Source organism: Microbulbifer maximicatervae (SeqCode) (assembly GCF_052467695.1).
On the sequence record NZ_CP174320.1, the window covers coordinates 33292 to 59170 of the forward strand.

Below are 25879 nucleotides of genomic sequence, written 5' to 3' on the forward strand. Positions count from 1 at the left end.
TTCTTTTTTTACCCATGATACACCTCCGTGTTAGGCCTAAACCTAACTATACAGGGTGTCTACTAAACGTGGGTAAGTCTTATTGCTAACGCTCAGCGCAGGCGCAGCCAGCGCTGAGCACCTTTTGTGTTAATGCTTGAGCGCCAGCGAGTAACACAAAAGGTGCGTAGCGTTGGCTGTCGCTCTGCCGCTGATTGTCAGTACCTTTAACGGGCTAAGGGGCCAAATAATTTGTGATAGTAACACTTTGAATATCAACCAAATCTGAAGAACCATCATAGTCACGGAGATTATCATTCAGCTCCCCAAGTTGATCAGTAAACTCATTTACCTGTGGGTAGTAATCCCTTGATAAAACAGTTTCTTTATCGCGCCCAGAAAAAAGAACCGCCTCTACATTTGTTAAGACGTTGCCTCGCACCAAATTATCATATGTACTCTTGGTGAAATTTCCATGATAAAGCATAGTCAACTGTAAATACCCTTCCACATTGGTGAACTCATACGAAAGATCGCGTCCTTCAATAGTACAACACCAACCCACAGTATCCCCATAGCTATACCTGAAGAAATACTCTGTTTGGCCGCAAATTTCAAAGTCAATCACAAGCCGACAGCCCGTACTATAAACGAGCGAAAAGTCCTGCCCCATGACATCACCACTTCCATCTGTAGCCACTACAACATTTACTCTGATATTGTCGGCGTCTTCTCGTGACACGTTATTTGCAAATCGCACAACGACCTCAAAAGAAGGGGAGGTCAATTGAAAGTATTTCGGAGGAGGTAAAGCTAGGGGGGTTCTCTACTGTATCAGGAGCGTCTTCGCCGCTACTGCTGCTATTGCCGCCGCCGCATGCGAACAGTAGGCCCGTAATAGAAACGAGAGCGATCAAATTTAGGATTTTATTAATCATATGTTACATCTAAGTTTTGGTTAATATATTTCGGGCAACACTAAGCACTAACGCCGCGTTCAGGGGCTACCAATGCGGCGCACCCTTTTGTGTAAAATGTGAGCGCAGCGAACTACACAAATAAGGTGCATAGCTTTGGGAGTCCCACTACAACGCTTTGTTAGGAGTTGCCTGGCCACTTTGGGAGAGCCTCTTCAATTACAATCCCGTTTTCAGTGCTTATCTTTAGTTTTAAACGATCTTCAAGCAACTCAATTGAGTACTTCCCTAAAGGACACTTACTCCCTTCATATGATGTGTCTACTTCGAAGGAATAGCTCCCAGCATCCGCTTTCAAAACTGCATACCTGAATTGGCCTTTACCACACCGAAATATGAGTGCCAGCCCTCCGTTAGCGCGCCTTGCCCAATGAAACTCTCGATAGAGCTCAGCACTTTCTGGAGCTTTAGACAATGATCCATACACGGCGATTGTAGTTGCCTGATCCTTCTCAGCGGCAGCAGCTGAATCAACCATTGCCCAACATAAAGCTATCAAGAATAAAGCACGCAATACTCTAAACTCCTAACACCGCTAGCAAGGGCAGCCGAAGTAGCACGTAGTCTGTCCAGCCCAGCCCCGAAGGGGTTGGGCGAGCTTGTCTAGCCTGATTATGGCTGGCGCGCTCGGGACTGCCTACTAGCACCTTACCAGCTACATTTTGGCTGGCCGCTGCCCAATATTCACGAGGAAAGAATACCGCACTTTCCCCAACCAATTCCTATCTTACTGGCACTCCACGAAATTGCAGCGGACTGCCCCTTTTTACAGCAGCTGAGCGAACACTCTAGGAGTGAAACTGCCGAAATAATAATCAATAAAATTGCTCAATACCGAGTGCTATTTAGTGACGCTAAAGTCCCAGTTACTGCGTAAAATCAATAAAGCCGACCGCCACAATAATGCCCATCGCAGGCGCAGCCAGCGCGGAGCGCATTTTGTGTTAATGTTTGAGCGCCAGCGAGTAACACAAAAGGTACGTAACGTTGGCTGACGCTCTGCCGCTGCTTGTATGGTTGTTCTTGATCGATTCTAATGTTGAAAATCCTTTTCACTAACGGGTAAATTGAAACTCACCTTCGGCGGCCACCGAAGGCATTGTTTGTCACAGTTCGTTGCTGCGCCGGTTTATAAAGACCGTTAACAAGTAGGAACGTGACAGACACTCACTAGGCATAACTCGAATAGTCATGTGGGCCTCGAGCCCGAATAGCAAGGCGGAGATAGCTTATCTTATGGAACCTCAAGAGATCAATGTCGGTATCGATACCAGCAGTAAACAACTCGATGTCTATGTGAGACCTACTGGCCAATTCTTTAGTGTTGCCAATGATAAAAATGGCATTAAGGATGCCATTAAACAATTACAACCTCTTAAACCTCAAAGAGTATTAATAGAGTCTACAGGAAGACTCGAATTAGAGTTTGTTTGCGCCGCTAACAAAGCAGGATTACCTGTTGTTGTTTGCAACCCTTCACAGATAAGAAGCTTCGCTAAATCCGCAGGGCGACTCGCCAAAACTGACAAGCTAGATGCAATGGATATTGCACATTTTGGTGAGGCCATGAAGCCAAGACTATCGGAGCCAAAGCCAGAACCGTGATAGCCGCAGCTTCCAGGGAAAGAGATATATTCGGGGTGGAAGGCATCGTGTGCGAACGGTTTTGTTTGTTTCCATCATGTCGGCCATACAGCATCATCCCAAACTAAAGCCGATGTATAAGCGATTAGTCGACGCTGGCAAACCTAAAAAGGTCGCTCTGATTGCCTGCATGAGAAAGCAGATTACGATCCTGAATACGATGGTAAAAAATAACACCTACTGGGATGAAAGTATGGCTTAATAACTTGACGAACAACCATAGTCACTTGTTATGTGTTTGATTTAGCGGCAATAACCTTACCTAAAACAACTAAGCCAGCCCCTAAAATTAATGTAGCCAATACATAGTTTTGGCCACCCTATGTAGCTACAACTTTATAGTAAGTGTGACTATCCTCGCCGGTAAAGAAATTACTTATTGTTATCCAAAAATCTACCGGCAAGAAATTGCTCATAAAAGCCAACCCTGAATATGCAATAAATATCCAACCAAACCTTACAAACCACTTAGAGATATTTTTCATGGATTACACATAACGCCCAATTCAGTGGCCCGATGCGGAGTGCTTTTAATTATGTTGTAATGTAATGAAAGCAAAATTAAAAGCGCGGAGTATCGGGTCCGACTGCAATTTCTTGTTATGTGCTCTTACTCCGTTTTTTTGAACCAACCGTTTTCTCTTGAACTAAGTTCCTGCCAGGACTCTCTACTTAGAATTTCCATATTTGAATGCTTAGTACCTACTAATACTTTTTCAGAATCCCAGGACAGTACTTCTTCTAGGTCTTCAGGAGGAACACCACCAAATTTCGGGAAATACTCCGGTTTAAATGCCCATACTCCACTTTCGATAGCTTCGACCAATTGCTTAACATTCTTCGGTTCAGCGCACAATATTGGTAAAGTACAAATTACTTTAGATAATTCTTCCGGCTCATAGTAATCATCATCGAGAACCCAACCCTCATCTCGCCATAGATAAAATGTCGAGCTAGCTTGTGATACTACAATTGCTGTTTCAGAAATATTTGGACCGCACTGGTAGAACACAGAATATCTAATTTCATTAATATCAATGACTCTAACAGAAATTTCAGAGGAAATGGGAACCTCGTCGATTATCTGAGATAGCAAATCTGCAATTAATGGGTGCGCAGCCCTAATGGAGCTTTGAGTCTCCAAAATTTGAGCTAGGCGCTTCTCGATACTTTTTCTTAAATCTATGACTCTCATCCTCTTGTCACATAACGCCGCAAGTAGCTGCGGCTTTGTAGTGGATTAGTTTGCGGTAGCGTAGCGTTAAACCGCAAAATAAGGAACGAAAAAACCGTCAGGCTGGCTTGTATTGTTATGGCCTAGCATATTCGAACTTGGATACATCTAGCTGTTGAGATTCCAATTTTATTAAAACTGTGTAGTAATCAGTGTACCAAATATTGCCCCTAGAAAAGCCTTCAGTCGAAGAGATCTTTACTATGAATAGATCACTGGAAAGGGCATCCAATTTGTCGAAAGGCGTGTTTTCTGATCGATATATCTCATGGCCGACAAATACAGAAGAAAGATCTACACTTTTTAGTTTTACGAGCTGCTCTTTCGGCACCGAGAAAGTAAGAGCACCGACATTTATTTCAGCTTTTGAAACACTGCGATTACCTTCGTGTAAAGAAATGCTGACCTTAAATGAACCGTAAGGCATAGGCAGCGATCCACTGAGATAGTTTTCATGAACTTCAGCAACTTCAGTTTCACTAGATATAGCAAGTTGTGAGAAAACCAGTAAAACTATAGCGAGATATTTGTTCATAGTTACCTTAGCCATAACGCCTAGCACACGGGCGGCCGAAGCAAAGCGTAGGCCGTCCAGCCCACATATTTTGTGGGCAATCGTGCTGCTTTTTGTTATGCATTAGCCTCTCCGCCAGTCTTTAATAGTTGCAATAAGTAGGGCTATGAAAATTACTAGAAGGAAAAAGGCAACACCATAGCCCACGGCACCATCTACTTTAGCTCCTTTGGCCTCCCAATGCCCATAGGTTATAAGCTGATATAGCATTGCAAAAGATATGAAGCCACTAGTAAATACAGCTAGTAACATATGCCGCAAATTGAAAAGCTTTTTCCCAAAAGCAAGCTCCCCCCATGAAGGAGTCTTGATTTTTCTATCGAGGCCTTTTCGACGCCATCGGCGGTCTTTGAGATTAGACATAGTTTTTATTCATAACGCCCACAGCAGGGGCAGCTTACTTTGTGCGCGTTTTGCGCGAAAATGGGAGCGTAGCGACCCGCGCAAAATGTGCACAAAGTAAGCTGTCCCGCGGAGGGCCGGAGCTCTACTGCCTGTGTTTGTTATGGTGGCGAGAGTTCATTGTTTCTAGACTCTCTCCTCTCGACAAGTAGATACTTTGTTTTGGATAAACTGAAGATCGTTAAATCCTTCAGGAATCTTCCGCCTCTTCCGGCTGCCACCATCTGGTAAAGTCCTCAAAAGCAGAATCATCACATGCTGTTTGGCAGCGTCCCAGGATGTAAATATCTTCCCACCAATTGAGACTCCATTTTGGAAAATTTCATTGGTACATTGATCTAAGATCGACTTTAACTCCGGATCTGAATCCGGAGCAGTTGGATTACCATCCGGTGTTAGATAAAAAGGTTCGGAGCCTTCATGATTTTGCAAAGAGTGCTTGTCGCTGCTTGCACAAGAAGCCAAAAAGCACGTACAAAAAATTACTATGGAATTTTTGATCATTCTACTTCCATGAACCATAACGTCTGCAGCAACGGCCGCAATGTAGCAGCGAAGCTGCGAAATGGAGGTCCAGCCCCGTAGGGGCAATGTTGCCTGCACTTGGTACGCCCAGCATGGGCGTGAACTAATGGGGTGAAAGTCCCCTGTAGGAGGATCACCGTTTAATGGATTCCATTAAATGCTAACTACTAGCGAATGGCAACTGCAACACCGTGAGGTCTTGTGGGGAGGAAGCCGCTAGCAAAACTACGAGCTGACGGACAGAAACATCATATAAGGCTTAGCCTGGAGGCGAGGTGGCCAAGAACACCGAAGCCATGTGATCTAACGGGTAGAGTAAATGATGCTGTTGTGTAGTGAAAGTTCACGTTCTTATCTGGGGAGATCTGTTCAACCTGCTGCTGTAAAGCTGTCAGCGTGGCCGCTGACTCATAAGTAGGCCCAGCCCGCTAGCCACCATCGCGGGGGTAAACAAAATTGGTGGAACACAGCAGCGCCTCGGCCAGTAATGGCCAAGGTGATTGAACAGAAGTCAGCCGACGGCATAGTAGCCTAATGCCAAGATTAATACCTTGGATACGGTGAAGGCCTGAACCCAAAATCCACGAGTTAAAAGACAGGGCTAGCCTACCGATGTGTTGCCAGCCGGATATAAAATTGACGTAGCGCACTGCCATGACACTCAACTCAAATGAAAATCTGCTTGAAGCCATCCTCAGCAAAGAAAATCTTAATGCTGCATGGAAACACGTGCGAAGCAACAAAGGTGCCGCAGGCATTGACGGGATTACTGTCGATAATTTTGTGCAGCACTTCAAGGCAGTTGGCGACGACCTCATCGAGACTATTCGACAGGGTCATTACCAGCCGCTTCCCGTCAGGCGCGTCTACATTCGCAAGCCAGATGGGGGCCAGCGTGGGCTCGGGATACCTACGATCTTTGATCGTGTTATTCAGCAGGCTATCGCCCAAATCATCGGTCCCAGTTTCGATAAAACCTTTTCGGAGTTCAGCTATGGGTTCCGCCCAAAGCGATCGCAGCATCATGCGGTGAAAAAGCTGCGAAAGTATATCGAGGGAGGGAAACGAATAGCAGTGGATGTCGATTTATCTAAATTCTTCGACCGGGTAAATCATGATTTCCTCATGAGTTTACTTGGCCAAAGAATCAGCGATAAGCGCTTACTCAAACTGATCGCAAGCTACATGCGTACAGGAAGTGTAGAAGATGGATGCTGGAAAGCCTGTCATGAGGGGGTGCCACAAGGTGGCCCTTTATCGCCGCTGCTGTCCAATATTGTACTCGACCTGCTCGACAAAGAGCTGGAAAAACGCCAACACCTTTTTGTCCGCTATGCGGATGATTTTGTGATTGTAGTTTCCTCTAAACGCGCGGGTGAACGGGTTATGGCGAGTATTAAGCGCTTTGTTGAGCGCAAGCTTAAGCTCAAAGTTAACGATACTAAAAGCCAAGTGGTTCCTGTCAGCCGTTGTAAGTTCCTAGGCTTCTCTTTTCGGGGGGCAAAGCTTGTCTGGCATGATAAGTCACTGCGCCAATTTAAATACTGCGTCCGCCAGATTACAGGGCGATCTCGTGGTATTTCGATGGAGAAGAAAATGAAAGAGCTTACCGTATTCCTCCGTGGCTGGATTAATTATTTTGGTATAGCACAAGGCTATCAAAAATGTATAGATCTAGACTGCTGGATACGTCGGCGATTAAGAATGAGCTATTGGAAGAATTGGCGCAGAGTGAGAACGAAAGTTCGAAATTTACTGCGTATGGGTGTGAGTGAGTCGCTGGCAGTTACCTGCGGCTCGTCCGGTAAAAGTTACTGGCGAAGCGCAAAAACTGAGGGTATTCATATTGCGCTCAATAATGGGTTCTTCGAAGAGATGGGGTTGATTTCATTGCGAGATCGTTGGGTAGAGATTCATTACGGATAGGGAACCGCCCATTGCGGACCCGCACGATGGGTGGTGTGGGGGCCGGTAGCTAGAAACTACCGGCTACCCGATTATGGTTGTTCTTGCCTAATTCTGATGTTGAAAATCCTTTTCGCTAACGGGTAAATTGAGACCCACCTTCGGCGGCCACCGAAGGCCTTGTTTGTCACAGTTCGTTGCTGCGCCGGTTTATAAAGACCGTTAACAAGTAGGAACGTGACAGACACTCACTAGGCATAACTCGGATAGTCATGTGGGCCTCGAGCCCGAATAGCAAGGCGGAGATAGCTTATCTTATGGAACCTCAAGAGATCAATGTCGGTATCGATACCAGCAGTAAACAACTCGATATTTATGTGAGACCTACTGGCCAATTCTTTAGTGTTGCCAATGATAAAAATGGCATTAAACAATTACAACCTCTTAAACCTCAAAGAGTATTAATAGAGTCTACAGGAAGACTCGAATTAGAGTTTGTTTGCGCCGCTAACAAAGCAGGATTACCTGTTGTTGTTTGCAACCCTTCACAGATAAGGAGCTTCGCTAAATCCACAGGGCGACTCGCCAAAACTGACAAGCTAGATGCAATGGATATTGCACATTTTGGTGAGGCCATGAAGCCAAGACTATCGGAGCTAAAGCCAGAAAAGCTTAGGGAGATCAGTGACTTACTGGCGGTAAGAAGTCAGTGTTTAGAGATGAGCACAATGCAAAAGAACCGGCTTCAGAGGATGCCGAAATCGGTACACAAACCTATCCAGACCATTCTAAACACCATAAAGAAAGAGTTACAAGGTATCGACAAGCAACTGGATAAACTGGTTAACAGTGTGTCTGAGTGGCGGCAAAGGCGCGACCTATTGTTGAGCGCTAAAGGGGTTGGAAATGTATTGGCTTATACATTGATGAGTGAACTTCCCGAGCTAGGAAAATTGAACCGTAAAGAAATCGCTGCACTTGTCGGTATCGCCCCGATGAACCGTGATAGCGGCAGCTTCCAAGGAAAGAGATATATTCGGGGTGGAAGGCATCGTGTACGAACGGTTTTGTTTGTTTCCATCATGTCGGCCATACAGCATCATCCCAAACTAAAGCCGATGTACAAGCGATTAGTCAACGCTGGCAAACCTAAAAAGGTCGCTCTGATTGCCTGCATGAGAAAGCAGATTACGATCCTGAATACGATGGTGAAAAATAACACCTACTGGGATGAAAGTATGGCTTAATAACTTGACGAACAACCATAGTCACTTGTTAAATGCTGCTTGCACTTACTTGCCTTATAATTTTTTGAATAAAACTACGGCCTTGTGACAAAGGCTTGTTAGTAAAATAAGTTATGACATATACCTTATTATTTATATGAAACACATTATGGTAATAATTTAACCTACTTTCACCCGATTCTCGAGCAGCCTCAGCAACTAGAAGAGTACACTTATTATCACACTTTGCCTCACCTAAGCTTTCACCGTACTCTGATAATATTTCATTACTTTCTTGGATTACTGCCTCAAGATTATCAGTGCTAGCCATGTGAATAACGATCATCTCATACGGATGGCCAGTTTTTTTATTAGGGACAAAGGCTGCGAAATCTATTGAAGAGCCTGTTTCTTCAATGTGATAGTTTGAAGGCAAAGAAATCTCAAAGAACTCACTCTTCCAAGAAGCAGAGAACGCTGTTTGTGCGAGAAACAATATTAAAAGTGGTATCAGACGCATAACGTTTTCTCTAAAGACATTTAACGTTGCCAACAAGGGCGGCCGAAGCGTAACGTAGGCCGTCCAGCCCAGCTCATAGCTGGGCGAGCTTGCTTGGCCTGGTTATGTGCTGCTGTGTCATCCATGGCTTCCAGACTTCAACATAGATTCACCTAATTACCACTCTTGCTAAGTCATGTGTAACTGTATATAAATACAGTTATCTCGTTGATCTACAAGGGAATACGCCATGGCTCGCAACAAGGTACAGTTTCAGAAGGGTATTAGTTTGACCCAATTCCTCAAAATGTACGGCAGCGAGGAACAGTGCTTCGATGCACTGTCGCAGTGGCGTTGGCCCAATGGCTTTAGTTGTCCTCACTGCGGGCATGACAAGCATTGCGACCTCGCTTATCGCAAGCTTAAGCAATGTAACCATTGTCGGCGTCAGACATCGATTACCTCTCGTACAATTTTTGACTCCACGAAGCTCCCCCTCACCACCTGGTTTCTCGGTATTTTCCTGATTACTCAGGATAAGAAGGGCATTTCCTCTATGGAGCTATCTCGACATCTAGGTATCTCTTACAACGCAGCATGGCGTATGAAGCAGAAACTCATGCAAGTGATGATGGAACGAGACCAACGATACAAACTGTCCGGTTTTATTGAGCTAGATGATGCCTATCTCGGTGGTGAGCGTACTGGATGCAAGCCCGGACGCGGAGCCAAGGGTAAAACTCCCTTTGTGGCGGCCGTTGAAACAACCAAGGAGGGACGTCCAACCCGTATTAAGCTCTCAATTATCAAGGGCTTCAAAAGCAGTGAAATTTCAACCTGGAGTAAAAAGTCCCTTTGCAGTGGCAGCACAGTCATCTCAGATGGCCTTCCATGCTTCAATGCCATTAAGGAGGCCGGTTGTGTACATGACAAAGTTGTTTGTGGTGGTGGCCGAGCTTCTGTTGAAGAGCCTGAGTTCTATTGGGTAAATACAGTACTTGGTAATTTAAAGAGTGCGCTACGTAGCACTTACCATGCTATTAGGCCGAAATATGCACAGCGCTATTTGGCAGAATTTCAATATCGCTTTAATCGGAGGTTTGATTTGTCGGCACTCATTCCAAGATTGATTTACGTCTCTCTTCGGACACCACCGATGCCAGAAAGGTTGCTAAAAATTGGCTTAGCATAAGTGGTAATTAGGTAGATTCAAATAAAATTATTAAAAAAGCGCCACTTATAACTGGTAAAATTATTCCGGCGATAAGAAAAATAACAGCCAATGAGTGACTACCCATCTTATAGCGTCTATAACCCTCTATGAACGGATACAAGAAGAATCCTATCAGCACGCTATACAAGATGAACTCCGGGACCTTCAGTAAAGCTCCGCCCCCTAACCTTTCTAGGCCCAGGAGATAGATTATTGGATAAAGCAAGCCAGCCACGACAAAAACAACTATTAGGTAAAGCCATTTACTCAAAGTTCATATCTCTTCGTTGAAGCACATAACGCCTGGCCTGTGTTTTATACACATTATTTAAATCCATTTAAAACCTCTGCTGCTTCAACATAATGGAGCAACTTAGCATATCCTTGCCAAACAGTTTTAACCCCTGGCTCGCCATCGCCTTTACGCCCTAGAAATCCTCCTAGACCTGCCAGCATACGCGTTATATCTCTCATGCTTGGAGGTATATTCGGTGGGGAACTTTTATCTCGCATCATCCATACCATGCGCCATTCTTTTTCAGAGTAAGCGCTCGTACATGGTTCATCAGGAAGACTTTTTGCTTGTGTAGTTATCGAATGTAGTCGCCATCCAATAATCATATAGATCGCAATACAGTTCAACATTCGCTGCTCTGTTCTAAAACGATTACTTTCTATCTGGCATCCGCCTTTTACCACCCGAAAATAGGTTTCAATTTCCCACCGGCTTCGATACCACTCAATGATAACTCTCGCCTGTTTATAGTCTTCAACTGGAAGATCAGTTAACAGCATCCACTCAATGCCTTTTTCACCCTCTGGTGGGTTTAATTCTTTAGCCAATACAGCATAGAGAGAAAGTGGTCGTTTAGATTTTCCTTTTCCAAGTAGCCGTATCTCAATAGTGGATACGCTGACTTTGGCTTTTCTTCCAGGTTCCCCATTCCGTTTGGGAATGTCTACCGTGTATAGACCAATAGATTTCTGCTCATTCATATGATCCCAAAGCAAAACCGTTTCTTCTCCATCGAGTTCTAAAGTGCGATTGGCCTTAGCTCGAACGATATAGCTCGCCCGCCGCTGTTCACTTTGCTCTTCAGCCAGCTGAAACCACTCATGAATATCACCCTCTCTATCAGCAATACTCACAATTGTGCTTTCAGGGCAGTGCTCTTGTATCTGACAAGCCGTTTCGTAATGGTCTAGCCAGCGTCGACTCTCCTTATCCTTTATCGACTTGGTATAGCGGGAATTAGAACTTGATTCCTTATCTCTCTGCCACATACTACCTTCAACAACACCCAAATTAACTCTGGATGGTGTTATTGCGATGGAGGTGTGCAAGAGTTGTTGGTTGGTCTCTTTACGCCTAAGAGTTCCCATCTCTTTACTTTCTAGGTCAGTGGCAAAATTTAGAAAGGTAGTATCTTGTGGGATAAGAACAACAGGCTGCGCTTTGATTCTCTCAAGAGTTGCCGATTTATGACCGCTCATAATAGAGTCAAAGTTGACTTTATCATTTTCGATAAAGCGATAAGCTGCAAACGTTTCTGCCCAAGTTTTGTTTGCACAAGGAATGCTATTGTTTGGGGCTGAACTTAAATTACTGAGAATATTAGACAAGCGCTTATTCAAGCGTGTATTCAAGCGTGTATCACCCATAACCTGATTTTTTACTTCGTCCATGACCCAGTCCTGCATAATTATCCAGCCAAATCTGTAGTTCTTACTGGGCTAAACTGTAACTTATTGATTTACATAATAAAACTTAAAAAACTTGTGTATAAAACTTAGCGCCAAGGTAATGGGCAGCCTTGTGGCGAAGCCACGCTTAAGGCTGTCCAGCCGAAGGCGACATTGACCGCCTTGTTATGTTTATGGGTAGGTCATACCCTCTCATTGTGTCCCAAACTAACTTTCCTTGGCACTCATAGTAAGAAAAATATACAGCGCTAATGCTTAGTGTTTCAATTTCAGATGGAGCTGCGTAAAAGTATGCTTTGGAAAAACCTCTTTCGTTTTCTAAGGCTAGCCCTGACGCTAGCTTAATCTTTCCTTGTTCTTTTTTATGCAGATTAATACTGCTCAAATCTCTTGAGTTGTATTTTTGAGGCAAGGAAATAGACACATAATATAACTCGCCATCAAATTCACTTTTTATTGAGTAAGCGTCTATATCCATTTTATACCCATGCTCAGTACCTTCTACTCGACTAGGGCATGGATTGGGCTCTTCGACAGCAAAACAGCTAACCGAGAGGAAACTTAAAATCACGAAAAGAACTTTATTCATAAGTAAACATAACGCCTCAATAACCGGCAGCTGGAACGAAGCGTAGCGTAGAGTAAGCTGTCCGGCGCCGTAGGCGCGTAGTTAATTGATTTGTTAAGCCTTCTCACTACCATGCTGCGATTAACCCTAAACCAAAAGCCGGCCCAAGAAGAAACCCAACTATATACCGCCAGCGAAGACCTACCGTTTTTGGTAAAAATAGTCCCAGGAGGAAGCCTACACCTGCCAAAATACAATATATAAACAAACTCATTGCAAACGCAGCCATGAACATTGAAGGCTCTTCTGAGGGAAACACGTAATGATCGATAGTGCCAACAATTAGAAGCAGGACCATAGGAGTGACTGCCCCAAGAACAGGAACTAGTAAGCTACGTTTAGCTGGCTTCTTCAATATGAGATAAACCAAAAGAGCCGGAAGGCCGAACTCTATTAGCATTGACCCAATTGTTAAAAACGTATCCATACTCTCCTAGGGGCTTAACGCTTAGATAACCTGCACTGCAGGCGGTAAAAAAAATGACCTGGCATTGAATTTAGGCCGAACTAAAGAGGCCCATTCCTGCAGTGTCTGGTTCATCGCCATGTTGTACATTCCCGCCGGCACTATCTTGCCGAGCCGCCCCCTTTATAAAGGAAATTCCTTTTTTCGCCTTAGACCACACTCTGCCAGTCAACTTTGTAGATTCATGGCACTGCCCACACTCTACCACCAGATCTTGGATTTGCAATCCAGCTGGGAGTCGTTGATCTTTCATTAAACCCACTTGATTACTACATAGATCGTGCTTTTTCTTATTACACCCAGCATATAATCCATAACTCCGTACCATGTGTTTTCCTATTGGAGGTATGTGCTGCAAGACACGTCTTAAGAACTCTTCAGGCTTTAACCTTAGTCGCTTGCGTCGCTGGTCACGGTGATCAAAATAACGAAATTCCAACCCCTTATGATCCACGTTTAATATCTGCTTTGGCTTCAGCGGGCCACCTTTGATATATCGTGAAAAATACAGAAGCACTCCTTGTCCATGCTCATATCGATCCTGAATACGAACTGACCATTCTTTGCGATAGCAAGCTTTAAAGAGAATATCAAACTGGCCAATGGGCCAACTGGGAGGGAGCTTGATTAACCCAGCACGATACTGCTCTAGTAACAGCGCTTGAAACTTCCCCCTATAAAGACTCTTAACCACTCGAACAGGTAATAAATACTCACCTGTTTCTTTCCACTTTTCCCTTAAGGTCAAACCACCAGCGGTTATCAAGCAGTGTATATGAGGGTGTAAAGTTAACTGTCTTCCCCAAGTATGCAGAGCCATAAGCATCCCGGGAGTTACTCCGTGATAGTCTTTACTCGCCATTAATTCAAACAGGGTTTCTTTGCTCGACAAAAAGAGTATATCTGTAAGCTTCTCTTCGTTGTATTGCCATAACGGCAGATACTCATGAGGTATAGTAAAGACCACATGAAAATGTTCTGTATCAAATAATTTACGACGCTGCTGATCAACCCACTGGAGCTGTTTTCTGCCTGAGCAGAGGGGGCAACTTCTATGCCTACAAGAATGATGCTGTTCTGTGACATGGTTGTGCTTACAACGATAATAACTGCTTCCCATCGATTTTGTACGGCATTCTTGTATCGAGGAGATAGCCTTTAAATTTTTTAGTGGCTGCGCAGTTTTAGATAAATAACCACTGTACGCAGAAAATATATTTTGCAATACCCGGTTATGCATTTTCTAAAATGCCTCTTATAATTTAAAAGTAGCACCACTCCCGCGCAGCGGGTTTGTACAAACGCCTTGCTCACCGGGATAAAAAAGCGAAGCTTTTTTTGATCCGGTGCAGCAACTTGTTAGGTGACTCTTGCTCTGAGCCACCTCTCATTGATTCGGATGTATTTTGACCGAGAATACAATAGAAATAGATCTCATAATCTTCGTATTCGCCTAGAAACTCCCATTCTTCAGATTGATGAATAGGCATATGCATCATTACAATGTAATTTGACGCCTTCAGGACTAACTTAATCTGAAATATCTTCTCATAAACTTTAGCTTCGTCATCCACTACTTGATGTTGCGTACTAACCATATTCCTTTCTGTACAAAAGCATTCATCAAAGGCATTGATGCCAAAAACGTCATACTCATCTCCACTTTTGAAAATCTTAAATTGGACTTGCATATATCCAATTTCATCCCTAGGTATTTGATCCATGCATTCACCTAACGAGGGTGTAGAAAAACAGATTGACCAAAACCCCTATCCAATCAATCATCGCCCATCTAAAATTCTAGAGATTTCTTCTGAAGAACTAGAATTATATCACTACATAGAATTTTGGCTTCTTAAGTCCATATTACACCCTCAATCAGTGGATATTGCCATATCTCATCAACTTTTCAATGTTATGTACTAAGCAAAACATCTGCCATTGGCCTTGAACCTTGCTCTTCCCTCGCAAGGAGAACCGATTCAACCCTTTATTGGTACCAATGTTCCCAAACACAGGCTCAACAACCGACATACGGTGCGCATAAATGGTTTTACCTTTTATGCTATCAATTCGCTTTTTCATCCAATCGGTAGCAGTACGCCCGTTTGTCCAAGTTAGTGATACCTGCCGACCATGTCCCTTTCTCGTATCTGCTGAATCTGGGCTTCGCATGCATTGATGTTTCAGGTCACAATTTCTGCAATCCGTTAAACGCCCCTCAAAAAAGAGCTTTCTTTTACCCTCGCTAACATATTCCTCTCTTTGAAGAGACATCTCTTTACCCGCTGGGCAAATGCAGGTTTTCTTTCTTTTATTAAAGGTAAAATCTTTGGCCGGTATTATCTGGGGAACTCCAACCTTTTTTCCTTGATTACGTTTACCATATTTCTCTTTTTGCTCAGAGAAGCTGCTATCTCTTGACCTGAATTTATTGTCAGGAATGTAGGCATTGATTCCATTATCTCTCAAGTACTTATAATTAGACTCATTTGAAAACCCAGTATCAGCAGTGATAATGACATCTTTGTCTAAGATATCTTCATCAATCTCGGTATTTTTATAGCGTGTACTAATACCATTCAAAATAGGCTTCAAGGTATGGTGCTCTTGCCCCTCACCAAAAGCTTGTGCTTCAACGACTATTTGATGTTTCTTATCCACTGCCGCAATACCGGTATAACCTTGAATAGTCCCCTTGCTAGTAGTCATCTTCGCTGATTCATTATCTGTGATATTGCTCTTTACTTCTTTCGGTCTTTTGCCTTGCCCCATCCTTGGGGATGACTCTTTAGGAACTGATCAATTTTTTCAAAGTGCTTTCGTAATGTGTCAGCAGCCTTAGCAACAGCCTGTTTTCGCTCCCTTTCTTGAGGTTTTCTTCCATCAAGCCTTTTGTGTTCACTGAGACAGGATTTGATCTTCTTACGAATTTTCTCCCGCTTCTTTTTAAGCTCTTTAAAAGTGCCAGAATGCGCTTTGCTAGCATTTGATGACATTTTACAGCCATCTATCGCAAAGAGCTCATTGCCAAGAAGCCCCTGTTCACTACACACCATCAAGACCTGTTCAAATACAGACTCAATTGCATCAGGATAGCTACTAACGAAGTTCGCGATACTGGTGAAGTGTGGAGTGCTATCACATGAGAGCGCCTTAAAAATGATGCTGTGTTCACACTGCCACTGAATCTCACGGCTAGAGGTGATGCCTTTGGAGTAAGCAAATAAAACGATCTTCAGAATAATCGCGGGATCATAAGCTGAGCGGCCACCACCATCATTTTGATACTTATCATTAAAGGCAGATAGATCTATGTGATCATTGATCAGATGGTGGAGAGTAAACTCAAAAGTTTGAGGCTGTAACTGCTCTTCGAAGTTAATTACAACCATGGCATCTTGGTTGTAATCATAGTGCTTAAAGTTGGGCATGTTGAGGATCTCAATAACGAGATCCCATTTTATCAAAAAATACTATCTTTTAAGAGTTTTTCTACAGCCTGAACGCCGCCGGCAGGGGCAGCTTGCCTTGTGCGCGTTTTGCGCGAAAATGGGAGCGAAGCGACCTGCGCAAAAGGTGCACAAGGTAAGCTGTCCCGCGGAGGGCCGCAGGCCCGGAGTAAATTGCCCGGCTTTGTTAAGCGCCTTCACCGAACAGCCAATCAGGGTATATTTCTTTTGCCTTATTCATAACCGATTTTTCCGAAATACTTATTTCCTTGTCAGTGATAGGCACGCCCAACAGCCATTTTACCGACTGTCCATTTGATAGTTTTAAATCAAATGGAGACGGAACATAAGCCATATGCCTGTAGGCACTCTTCCCATTTATTCTAATCACATCTTCACAAACCAAAGGCCATTCATCGGAGCTACGCTCAGCTAACCAGTATATAGAGCTTGCCAACGAATTCGGTAACCATTGTTCAGAACCCACCGCAGTAAACTCAAAATTACCTGCAGGTAATGACAGCCCCATTTCAAATGCACCAATTGTCGAGAAAAAAACCTCCCCGAAGTGACCAATTGGGATAGGTCTACTACCACTGTTATCACGATATGCAGTAACAGTAGGAGTACCTCCAACTATCTCCTTCAAGAAAATTGCTAATTCTCTATGGTGGCTCGGTGGCATTTAGTCTCCTTTATCGCTTAACGCCGAGCTCTGGGGCAGCCTACTATATGCTCCTTTCTGTGTGAACGTGTGAGCGCAGCGAGCCACACAAAAAGGTGCATATAGTAGGCTGTCCCTCAGCAGCGAATTGTTATGTGATTTCTAACTCACCGTAATATGGTGTCGTCTTCGAGAAAGGCTATGCTTTAATTTTTATAGCGCCCATTTTGCATCCCCACTCACTCCCTGAATCGTCTGAATATATTGCCACCTGTTTTCCAGAAACTTGAGCGGAAAGTGCTGTCGAAAGCAACATCGATACACCTTCGGGGATCTGTGAAATTCCACCGGCAGCTTGATTTGGGTAAACATACCCCGTTTTATTTACCTCACTAGCATCACATAAGTCATCCTCAGCGGTAATATAGAATGCTCCATTCTGTAGAACAGTTACATCTTTGATTTTGGTAATTATCCCGCTGTTGTCCCATGCACTTGCTGTTCCTGAGGCAAGCATAGAAGCAACTAATGAAAAGCGTAAAATTAATTGTTTGTTCGTAATTCTCATGTATATCCTCTAGTTTTTATCTGCACTCATATAACGCCCGCAGCACACGCGAGCGTAGCGAGTCGAGGCCGATAGGCCGGTGTGGCTGCGTTTGTTAAATTCCTGCTCATACATCAACGCATTGACCAGTGTATGTCATGAAATTCATACAAAAACAAAGAAATGCGATTTTGTATTTTTGTCTATCCTTACGGTGAAATAAGTCATGACATTTCCGCTAATAGACTTATAGTAACCGTTAGATCCATCACTCACCACTTTCGGTGTGTATGAATCCAGAACGCTATTATCTAGTCCGCCATATATTCTTCCCGTTGATCGGTTGACATGAAACTCTGTTCCAATCGCGTCTGTATAAAAATCTTGAGTTAAAGGACCCGCGTTAAAATCCTTGACGGTACACCAAAAGGAACTCCCATAGGCACTAATGCTCATGCTTATAGCAGCAAGAATAGTGATGTATTTCATTCGTGGCTTATCTCCGAGTGGAATTTAACGTTGCCAACAAGGGCGGCCGGAGCAAAGCGTAGGCCGTCCAGCCCAGCCTGAGGCTGGGCGAACTTGCTTGGCCTGGTTATGTGTTTGCTTAATCATCTAGCTGCCCGAATGCCCATGGCTCGTTTTCATTATCCCTTTCTGCATACATTCCCGGCTTTAGCAATGTGAGTTCATTAATTGATGGATCACGCTTTATTAAGTGGCCTACTCCAACAAGGTGAGGTCCACCCTCATCAGTGCATCCGTCAATGCCACAGAGAAACTGCCAAGATCCATCGGTGTCTCGTACAGAATCAAGAACTGGCCGAGAGTTTTCAAGCACATGAGAGCAAATATATACACCGTAGTCATTGCGAAACTTCATTATCTCTCCCAACACATAACGCTGCTAGCAGGGGCGGCCGGAGCGGAGCGTAGGTCGTCCAGCCCAGCCCCGAAGGGGATGGGCGATCCTGCCTAGCCTAGTTATGGCTGGCGCGATCAGCACTACCTACCTGCACTCTGCCCGCCATTCTTGGTGCAGCGTCTTGTCATGTCTTCTTGGTTACTGACTCAATAGCTCTGGTGTGGGCCAGCTTGGCTATCAGGCTTGAAATATATACGCACCACGCTGAGATCAAAATATACGCCAAGTATTCAAGAAGAAAAAATGGAAATTCCCTTTTCATGCCTGGAGAAGATTCAGTGGCGTGCTTGTATAAACTAATAAATTCTTGAAAGTGAGTGTATGCATAACTACCACCTAAAAACGCTATTCCGAGAGCGATAGAGGCTAGAGTCGCCCACGCCATAAATATAATCCATTTTTTCATTTTTTATACTCACTAAACAGAACATAACGCCTTGCCTGTGTTTTATACACATTATTTAAGTCCATTTAAAACCTCTGCTGCTTCAATATAATGGAGTAATTTAGCATATCCTTGCGAAACAGTTTTAACCCCTGGCTCGCCATCCCCTTTACGTCCTAGAAATCCTCCTAGACCTGCCAGCATACGCGTTATATCTCTTATGCTCGGAGGTATATTTGGCGGGGAGCTTTTATCTCGCATCATCCATACCATGCGCCATTCTTTTTCAGAGTAAGCACTCGTACATGGTTCATCAGGAAGACTTCTTGCTTGTGTAGTTATCGAATGTAGTCGCCATCCAATAATCATATAGATCGCAATACAGTTCAACATTCGCTGCTCTGTTCTAAAACGATTACTTTCTATCTGGCATCCACCTTTTACCACCCGAAAATAGGTTTCAATTTCCCACCGGCTTCGATACCACTCAATGATAACTCTCGCCTGCTTATAGTCTTCAACTGGAAGATCAGTTAACAGCATCCACTCAATGCCTTTTTCACCCTCTGGTGGGTTTAATTCTTTAGCCAATACAGCATAGAGAGAAAGTGGTCGTTTAGATTTTCCTTTTCCAAGTAGCCGTATCTCAGTAGTGGATACGCTGACTTTGGCTTTTCTTCCAGGTTCCCCATTCCGTTTGGGAATGTCTACCGTGTATAGACCAATAGATTTCTGCTCGTTCATATGATCCCAAAGCAAAACCGTTTCTTCTCCATCGAGCTCTAAAGTGCGATTGGCCTTAGCTCGAACGATATAGCTCGCCCGCCGCTGTTCACTTTGCTCTTCAGCCAGCTGAAACCACTCATGAATATCACCCTCTCTATCAGCAATACTCACAATTGTGCTTTCAGGGCAGTGCTCTTGTATCTGACAAGCCGTTTCGTAATGGTCTAGCCAGCGTCGACTCTCCTTATCCTTTATCGACTTTGTATAGCGGGAATTAGAACTTGATTCCTTATCTCTCTGCCACATACTACCTTCAACAACACCCAAATTAATTCTGGATGGTGTTATTGCGATGGAGGTGTGCAAGAGTTGTTGGTTGGTCTCTTTACGCCTAAGTGTTCCCATCTCTTTACCTTCTAGGTCAGTGGCAAAATTTAGAAAGGTAGTATCTTGTGGGATAAGAACAACAGGCTGCGCCTTGATTCTCTCAAGAGTTGCCGATTTATGGCCGCTCATAATAGAGTCAAAATTGACTTTATCATTTTCGATAAAGCGATAAGCTGCAAACGTTTCTGCCCAAGTTTTGTTTGCACAAGGAATGCTATTCTTTGGGTCGGAGCTTAAATTACTAAGAATATTAGACAAGCGCTTATTCAAGCGTGTATCACCCATAACCTGATTTTTTACTTCGTCCATGACCCAGTCCTGCATAATTATCCAGCCAAATCTGTAGTTCTTACTGGGCTAAACTGTAACTTATTGATTTATATAATAAAACTGAAAAAACTTGTGTATAAAACTTAGCGCCTTGCTTTGGGGCAACCGGAACAAAGCGAAGCGGCGAGTAGGCTGTCCCAGCCACGTAGTGGCGACAACAGCAACTTGTTACGTGTTGGGCTTACCAATACCAATTGTTTCAAAGTACTTACCTTCCGGTGATTCTGTTACAGGGCGCCACAGCCATAAGCCTAAATCCGGTATTTCAAAAGTATACCCATCATCTTCGGAATGTGGCACCAAACCTGTTATTTCTTGTATTTTTTCTAGGGACTGAGGTACCGGCAAGTTAAGTACCTTAATACCCGACATTAATATTTCAAAACCACTATCCCGTGACAACTCTATGCTTTCTACTTTTGGAGATGAACCCTCATAGAATATTTGAAAGCCTGAAGAATAGAATGCATCTGTGGCATGCACAGAAGTAGGAGTTTTTATGAAGCTCTCTGGTTCTACACCCATGAATTTAATGGCTTCGGAACGGTTCATTCCCAATTTTACAGGACCAATTCCTATTTTTGGTTTCACTTCAAATTGCATGACTTTCTTCTTTAGTGCTCACGACTTAAGACACGTAACGCCTGGCGCATAGGCCGGAGCACGCAGTGCGTAGGTCCAGCCAGCTTTGCTGGCGATTATGCCGCCACTTGTTAAGTTTCAGATTCACCTTGAAAAATTTTATATACCCAATGAGCACCAACTAAAATTGGAAAAACCCATAGTGTAGTAACCAGATTGAACACTTGATTAATACTGAATTCACCCACTAAAAATAAGCAAACAATACTGAGAACTCCAGCAAAATAGTAATAGATATATTTTTTTGACCTTAAACCTACTGCAAACTCAAGATGCAAAAACATTCTCCACAGTGAATATACTCCAACGATACCGCCAATGTAAGCTGGAATAATGAGTTCAGGGCGGAGTAATGCTCCAAACGGGAAAAACAAAGTGGAAAACAAAACAATGCCCGTAGATGGTAATACGACCACGATGAACTCAATCCAGTGTATAAAGCGCTTGATCATAAAAAACTTAACGCTTCACTCAGCTGCGTTTTTGGAGAAGTCCGTTTGTGCTATAAGCATAAAAAGGAGCGCCGGAAAAAACGTCAGCTGGAGTGACTTGTTAGCCATGTAATTCGCCGATTCTATTTAATACTTTTAATTCGATACGCTGCCATTTAGCAATACCATCCTCTTGAGACAATATTCTTTTTCTTACTCCCCGAAGGTAGTTTAACTCTTCGAAAAAGACAATTTCTGATTCTTTGCCCTTATAGGTTTCATCCTCCCCAAGACTCCAAATTGCCTCTGAAGTATCGATATTATCAAGCAGTAAAGTATCTATATCAACGTAATAGCGTTGTAGCCCTTGACTAGTTTCAACGGGACCAAGTAATACCGCTTGAATCAACCCGTCTAGACTATCCAGGGATATAATTCCTTCTAAGTAATCGCCTATTAATTCTTTAATCTCGTATTTATCCATGAGCTACTTCTTACGGCTAACAGTTAATTCAAAAGAAGCGTCTTTATATCACCCTTCTATATAATTCTACTCACTTCTTTCAAGATAACCTAAAAAACCCAATAATATCAAAAAGTTAAGAACTTTGGCATATTTCTCAACAGGTAGATATATAGCAGGCGCTATATATCTACCTGCTTTTTCTGCTCTTTATAACATTACCAACCCTATTAAAATCAAAGAGATAGATCGTCACCTCCAGAAATAGGAGAAGCTTCTCTTGAATTCTGATATTGACAGCAGGACAAAAGAATAAATACTGTATATAAAAACAGTCTAAGGGCAATATCATGGACGACATTCGCCACAAAATCCCAGGTAAGCCTGAACGATTTATGGACAATCTGCGATTTCATATTCGAAAACAAGGACTATCGTACCGAACAGAGCAAACTTACACCCATTGGATTAAACGTTTCATTCATTTCAATAAAAAGAAGCACCCTAACGATATGGGAGCTGTTGAGATTGAGACATTTCTCTCTCACCTTGCAGTTCAAGGTCTTTGCTCAGCAAATACACAGCGAATAGCCCTGAATGCTTTGATATATCTGTACAAGAGATTCTTAGGCAGGGATATTCAGGCTCTGGACTTTAAACTGGCAAAACAACAGAAGTACTTGCCTGTGGTTTATAGCCGTAGAGAAATATCAGCAATTTTGGATCACCTTGAAGGCACCTACAGATTACAGGTTGGGCTAATGTACGGTAGTGGCCTTCGCAGCGCCGAACTGCTTTCTTTGCGTATAAAGGATATAGACTTCGACAGCAATAATATTTTTGTTCGAGGTGGTAAGGGGGATAAGGATCCAGGGCTGTCCCATATAAATCGGTGTAAAAACGAACAAAATAGACCTAGAATAGCTATCTTTTTTGATAAATAGAGTGTTTTTCAGACAAAATGGATAGCGTAAGCCTTTTACATCACTTTGACGACATGGAAGATCCTCGAGTTGATCGGCACAAGCTGCACGCCCTGCCCGATATTTTACTTATCATGTTTTGCGGTGTTATTTGTGGTGCTGAAAGCTGTAGAGATTTTGTCGATTTCGCAGAATCTAAAATAGATTACCTAAAACGATTCACCCCGCTAAATAGCGGAATACCCTCAAAAAACACTTTTAGCCGTGTTATTTCAAGCTTAGACCCCGAACAATTTAAGCGCTGCTTTCTGCAGTGGGTCCAAGGTATTCAGCAAGAACTCGGTAACGTAATTGCGATCGATGGCAAGGCGCTAAGGCGCAGCTTCGATCAGGCCAGCAAGCGATCTCCTATACATATGGTGAGTGCTTTTGCGTCCGAGGCGCGACTTGTCCTTGCTCAGCAAAAAGTAGAAGAAAAGTCGAATGAGATTACGGCCATACCGAAGTTACTGGAGGTTCTTGATCTTAATGGTGCGATTATTACGCTTGACGCCATGGGCTGCCAGAAAACGATCACCCAGAAAATTATCGAACGAGGCGGCGATTATGTGATTGCTGTGAAGGGCAATCAGGACAAACTGCACCAGCAAATTACCACGCATTTTAATAATTTGTTCGATATGCAGTACCACAAGGATGTCGATACTGATTGTGTGGAAGAGGTGAGCCGAGGCCGAATAGAATCCAGAAAATGTCTCTCTACTAACAGTATTGATTGGCTCGGAGGTAAAGAGCAATGGCACGGTCTAAGAAGTGTTATCGCAGTCCAGGCGAAGCGAACTGTAGATGGGCGAACTAGTTGCGAAACGCGCTACTATATCAGTAGTTTAGAGCCGTGCTCAGCAGAACTTAATCATATTATTCGCTCTCACTGGGGTGTTGAAAACTCGTTACACTGGATTTTAGATGTGGTTTTTCGTGAGGATGATAGTCGCTTCAGATCAGGAAATGCACCAGAAAACATGGCGATCTTGAGGCATTCGGCACTCAATCAGTTGCAAGCGGCAAAGCCCAGCTTTAAAAAAGACATGAGCATTAAAAGGCTTCGGAAAAAGGCTGGCTGGGATAATGAAACCTTGGACAAGATAATTACAGCCACCATTTAGACTGATTTATATGGGACAGCCCTGGATAAGGATCGCACTACGATATTACCTAACGGGTTAATTGTGCAGCTACATAGGCAGGTAGAGACTGTTTCCCTATTACACCAACAAGATATTTTGGCTGGTTTTGGTTCGGTTTATTTACCTAACGCTTTGGAAAGAAAGTATCCAAGTGCAAGCCGACAACTGGCTTGGCAATACCTTTTCCCTTCCAGCACCATCGGCCAATGTCCTCGCTCCGGTGAAAACAGAAGGCACCATATGCACGCGTCAACTTTAGCGCGCCAGGTTCGTATAGCTGTCAAGCTAGCGGGAGTCAACAAGCCGGCTCGTTGCCATGCATTTCGCCATAGCTTTGCGACTCACTTGCTCGAAGCAGGTTATGACTTGCGTACGATTCAGGAGTTGCTAGGGCATTCGGATGTTAGTACTACTGAAATTTATACCCATGTCGTAAATCGGGGAAATAAAGGCGTTTTAAGCCCCTCAGATCGACTGCGCAACATTAATAAAATTGAGGAGGATGGAGCTAACTATTTTGTTGGGAGTAAAGTTGGGGAAGTACAGGGGCTTAGCTTATTGGCTGCATCTTAGTAGTGCGGAGACCGGATACCGGCTCCCGCCGGTATCTAATAGAAAAAAGCCGATCGAATTATCCCGGTGTTACATCGCCATTCTGCGCGCGATGGCGCAGTGCGTGATCGATCAGAACCAGGGCCATCATGGCCTCTGCGATAGGCGTTGCTCGAATACCAACACAGGGGTCGTGGCGGCCTTTGGTAACGACTTCAATGGGATTGCCGGAGCGGTCAACGCTGCGGCCGGGAATACGCAGACTGGAAGTCGGCTTCAGGGCGATATGAGCAATGATATCCTGGCCACTGGAAATACCACCCAACACACCACCGGCATTATTCGACAGGAACCCCTCTTCTGGAGTGATCTCATCTCGGTGCTCAGTGCCCTTTTGCTCCACGCTGTCAAAGCCAGCTCCAATTTCCACGCCTTTTACCGCGTTAATGCTCATTAAGCCGTGGGCCAGATCTGCATCCAGGCGATCAAAAATAGGTTCACCCAGTCCGGCTGGGACGCCGCTGGCGTGTACTGAGATACGCGCACCAATGGAGTTCCCCTCTTTGATCAGCTCCTGCATATAGGTCTCCATTTCGGGGACCCGATCAGCATCCGGGCAAAAGAAGGGGTTTTGCTCTACTTGGCCCCAATCCAGCTTTTGTACTTTGATCGGGCCCAATTGCGAGAGATAACCGCGCACTTCAATGCCATATTTTTGTTTTAGCCATTTTTTGGCGATGGCCCCAGCGGCAACCCGCATGGCAGTTTCACGGGCGGAGGATCGACCACCCCCACGGTAGTCGCGAATGCCGTATTTTTGCCAATAGGTGAAATCGGCATGGGCTGGCCTTACCTGTTCAGCGATATTGCTGTAGTCCTTGGAGCGCTGGTCGGTATTTTCAATCAACAGACCAATAGGCGTGCCGGTGGTTTTTCCCTCGAAAACACCGGAAAGGATTTTTACCTGGTCGGGCTCGCGGCGCTGGGTGGTATAGCGGGAAGTGCCCGGCTTGCGGCGGTCCAGCTCTCGCTGAATTTCTTCTTCACTAATCTCCAGACCCGGAGGGCATCCATCGACGATACAGCCGAGCGCGGGGCCGTGGCTTTCGCCAAAGGTGGTGACACAAAACAGCTTGCCAAAGGTATTGCCCGACATAGACGACTTTTCCAGCTAGTAGGTGGTAAAACAGGATGGCCCACAATAGGGGCGCGCATTATAAATGATCTGCCCGCCCCAGTGCGCAGACTGGGGCAAAAAGCACAAGTGTCCGCAGAACCGGGCTTGTACC

29 protein-coding genes and 2 pseudogenes are annotated in these 25879 nt (G+C 44.1%); 8 read left to right on the plus strand and 23 right to left on the minus strand.

The features are described from left to right. Positions 1–214: 214 nt before the first annotated feature. Positions 215–721, minus strand: a complete 507-nt coding sequence (locus tag ACJJI8_RS00150; protein ID WP_444933896.1) for a hypothetical protein — start codon at positions 719–721, stop codon at positions 215–217. A 356-nt stretch (positions 722–1077) separates the two neighbouring features. Further along, positions 1078–1434 (minus strand): hypothetical protein, encoded by a 357-nt coding sequence (locus ACJJI8_RS00155; protein WP_444933897.1) that lies wholly within the window; start codon positions 1432–1434, stop codon positions 1078–1080. Positions 1435–1804: 370 nt separating this feature from the next. Here ACJJI8_RS00155 and ACJJI8_RS00160 point away from each other — a divergent pair, with 370 nt between their 5' ends. Further along, a complete protein-coding gene (locus ACJJI8_RS00160; protein WP_444933898.1) occupies positions 1805–1951 on the plus strand; it encodes a hypothetical protein in 147 nt (48 codons plus the stop codon). Positions 1952–2192: 241 nt separating this feature from the next. Then, positions 2193–2802: pseudogene (locus ACJJI8_RS00165) on the plus strand (IS110 family transposase). A 408-nt stretch (positions 2803–3210) separates the two neighbouring features. On the opposite strand, the gene ACJJI8_RS00170 reads toward ACJJI8_RS00165, so the two are convergent. From ACJJI8_RS00170 to ACJJI8_RS00185, 4 genes are all read right to left on the minus strand, one after another. After that, entirely contained in the window at positions 3211–3795 is a 585-nt protein-coding gene (locus tag ACJJI8_RS00170; RefSeq protein ID WP_444933899.1) for a hypothetical protein, read from the minus strand. Between the two features lie 115 nt (positions 3796–3910). Continuing rightward, entirely contained in the window at positions 3911–4384 is a 474-nt protein-coding gene (locus ACJJI8_RS00175; protein ID WP_444933900.1) for a hypothetical protein, read from the minus strand. Positions 4385–4471: 87 nt separating this feature from the next. Continuing rightward, the gene (locus ACJJI8_RS00180) at positions 4472–4771 is read right to left on the minus strand and encodes a hypothetical protein (RefSeq protein WP_444907573.1); all 300 of its coding nucleotides are present in this window, start codon (positions 4769–4771) and stop codon (positions 4472–4474) included. Between the two features lie 165 nt (positions 4772–4936). Continuing rightward, positions 4937–5314, minus strand: coding sequence for a hypothetical protein (locus ACJJI8_RS00185; protein WP_444933901.1), 378 nt, complete (start codon positions 5312–5314; stop codon positions 4937–4939). A gap of 675 nt (positions 5315–5989) precedes the next feature. Here ACJJI8_RS00185 and ltrA point away from each other — a divergent pair. Next, the gene (gene ltrA, locus ACJJI8_RS00190; protein WP_444932936.1) at positions 5990–7261 is read left to right on the plus strand and encodes a group II intron reverse transcriptase/maturase; all 1272 of its coding nucleotides are present in this window, start codon (positions 5990–5992) and stop codon (positions 7259–7261) included. Positions 7262–7557: 296 nt separating this feature from the next. Beyond that, positions 7558–8487: an IS110 family RNA-guided transposase gene (locus ACJJI8_RS00195; protein WP_444933902.1), complete on the plus strand. Its 930-nt coding sequence runs from the start codon at positions 7558–7560 to the stop codon at positions 8485–8487. A 28-nt stretch (positions 8488–8515) separates the two neighbouring features. On the opposite strand, the gene ACJJI8_RS00200 is transcribed toward ACJJI8_RS00195, so the two are convergent. Further along, positions 8516–8986 (minus strand): hypothetical protein, encoded by a 471-nt coding sequence (locus ACJJI8_RS00200; RefSeq protein WP_444933903.1) that lies wholly within the window; start codon positions 8984–8986, stop codon positions 8516–8518. 229 nt (positions 8987–9215) lie between these two features. Between ACJJI8_RS00200 and ACJJI8_RS00205 the strand changes: the two genes are divergently transcribed. Then, positions 9216–10157, plus strand: a complete 942-nt coding sequence (locus ACJJI8_RS00205) for an IS1595 family transposase (RefSeq protein WP_444933904.1) — start codon at positions 9216–9218, stop codon at positions 10155–10157. 345 nt (positions 10158–10502) lie between these two features. Here ACJJI8_RS00205 and ACJJI8_RS00210 read toward each other — a convergent pair whose 3' ends face one another. From ACJJI8_RS00210 to ACJJI8_RS00280, 15 genes and pseudogenes are all read right to left on the minus strand, one after another. Then, positions 10503–11879: an IS4 family transposase gene (locus ACJJI8_RS00210; RefSeq protein ID WP_507021832.1), complete on the minus strand. Its 1377-nt coding sequence runs from the start codon at positions 11877–11879 to the stop codon at positions 10503–10505. A gap of 130 nt (positions 11880–12009) precedes the next feature. Then, positions 12010–12471, minus strand: a complete 462-nt coding sequence (locus ACJJI8_RS00215; protein WP_444933906.1) for a hypothetical protein — start codon at positions 12469–12471, stop codon at positions 12010–12012. 106 nt (positions 12472–12577) lie between these two features. Then, positions 12578–12937: a hypothetical protein gene (locus ACJJI8_RS00220; protein WP_444914440.1), complete on the minus strand. Its 360-nt coding sequence runs from the start codon at positions 12935–12937 to the stop codon at positions 12578–12580. A gap of 70 nt (positions 12938–13007) precedes the next feature. Continuing rightward, a complete protein-coding gene (locus ACJJI8_RS00225; RefSeq protein ID WP_444932871.1) occupies positions 13008–14216 on the minus strand; it encodes an IS91 family transposase in 1209 nt (402 codons plus the stop codon). 70 nt (positions 14217–14286) lie between these two features. Further along, positions 14287–14700, minus strand: a complete 414-nt coding sequence (locus ACJJI8_RS00230; RefSeq protein ID WP_444933907.1) for a hypothetical protein — start codon at positions 14698–14700, stop codon at positions 14287–14289. A 154-nt stretch (positions 14701–14854) separates the two neighbouring features. Next, positions 14855–16410, minus strand: a pseudogene (locus tag ACJJI8_RS00235) (IS1182 family transposase). Between the two features lie 205 nt (positions 16411–16615). Continuing rightward, entirely contained in the window at positions 16616–17113 is a 498-nt protein-coding gene (locus ACJJI8_RS00240) for a suppressor of fused domain protein (RefSeq protein WP_444908040.1), read from the minus strand. Positions 17114–17291: 178 nt separating this feature from the next. Next, on the minus strand, positions 17292–17660 hold the full coding sequence (locus tag ACJJI8_RS00245) for a hypothetical protein (protein WP_444933908.1): 369 nt from the start codon (positions 17658–17660) through the stop codon (positions 17292–17294). Between the two features lie 144 nt (positions 17661–17804). Continuing rightward, the gene (locus ACJJI8_RS00250) at positions 17805–18128 is read right to left on the minus strand and encodes a hypothetical protein (RefSeq protein ID WP_444933909.1); all 324 of its coding nucleotides are present in this window, start codon (positions 18126–18128) and stop codon (positions 17805–17807) included. Between the two features lie 118 nt (positions 18129–18246). Next, on the minus strand, positions 18247–18522 hold the full coding sequence (locus ACJJI8_RS00255) for a hypothetical protein (RefSeq protein ID WP_444933910.1): 276 nt from the start codon (positions 18520–18522) through the stop codon (positions 18247–18249). 166 nt (positions 18523–18688) lie between these two features. Continuing rightward, complete coding sequence (locus ACJJI8_RS00260) at positions 18689–18970, minus strand: hypothetical protein (RefSeq protein WP_444933911.1); 282 nt, start codon at positions 18968–18970, stop codon at positions 18689–18691. 51 nt (positions 18971–19021) lie between these two features. Continuing rightward, positions 19022–20386: an IS4 family transposase gene (locus ACJJI8_RS00265; RefSeq protein WP_507021833.1), complete on the minus strand. Its 1365-nt coding sequence runs from the start codon at positions 20384–20386 to the stop codon at positions 19022–19024. 174 nt (positions 20387–20560) lie between these two features. After that, positions 20561–20995 carry a hypothetical protein gene (locus ACJJI8_RS00270; protein WP_444905962.1) on the minus strand — a complete coding sequence of 145 codons (435 nt, stop codon included), beginning with the start codon at positions 20993–20995 and terminating at the stop codon, positions 20561–20563. Positions 20996–21105: 110 nt separating this feature from the next. Next, entirely contained in the window at positions 21106–21486 is a 381-nt protein-coding gene (locus ACJJI8_RS00275) for a hypothetical protein (protein ID WP_444896464.1), read from the minus strand. Between the two features lie 100 nt (positions 21487–21586). Continuing rightward, positions 21587–21949, minus strand: a complete 363-nt coding sequence (locus ACJJI8_RS00280) for a hypothetical protein (RefSeq protein ID WP_444933913.1) — start codon at positions 21947–21949, stop codon at positions 21587–21589. Positions 21950–22278: 329 nt separating this feature from the next. On the opposite strand from ACJJI8_RS00280, the gene ACJJI8_RS00285 reads away from it, so the two are divergent. From ACJJI8_RS00285 to ACJJI8_RS00295, 3 genes are all read left to right on the plus strand, one after another. Continuing rightward, the gene (locus ACJJI8_RS00285) at positions 22279–22872 is read left to right on the plus strand and encodes a phage integrase N-terminal SAM-like domain-containing protein (protein WP_444933914.1); all 594 of its coding nucleotides are present in this window, start codon (positions 22279–22281) and stop codon (positions 22870–22872) included. Between the two features lie 17 nt (positions 22873–22889). After that, a complete protein-coding gene (locus ACJJI8_RS00290; protein WP_444932648.1) occupies positions 22890–24017 on the plus strand; it encodes an ISAs1 family transposase in 1128 nt (375 codons plus the stop codon). 63 nt (positions 24018–24080) lie between these two features. Further along, entirely contained in the window at positions 24081–24611 is a 531-nt protein-coding gene (locus ACJJI8_RS00295) for a tyrosine-type recombinase/integrase (protein WP_444933915.1), read from the plus strand. 58 nt (positions 24612–24669) lie between these two features. Here ACJJI8_RS00295 and aroC read toward each other — a convergent pair whose 3' ends face one another. Further along, positions 24670–25746, minus strand: coding sequence for a chorismate synthase (gene aroC, locus ACJJI8_RS00300; protein ID WP_444933916.1), 1077 nt, complete (start codon positions 25744–25746; stop codon positions 24670–24672). Positions 25747–25879 lie beyond the last annotated feature (133 nt).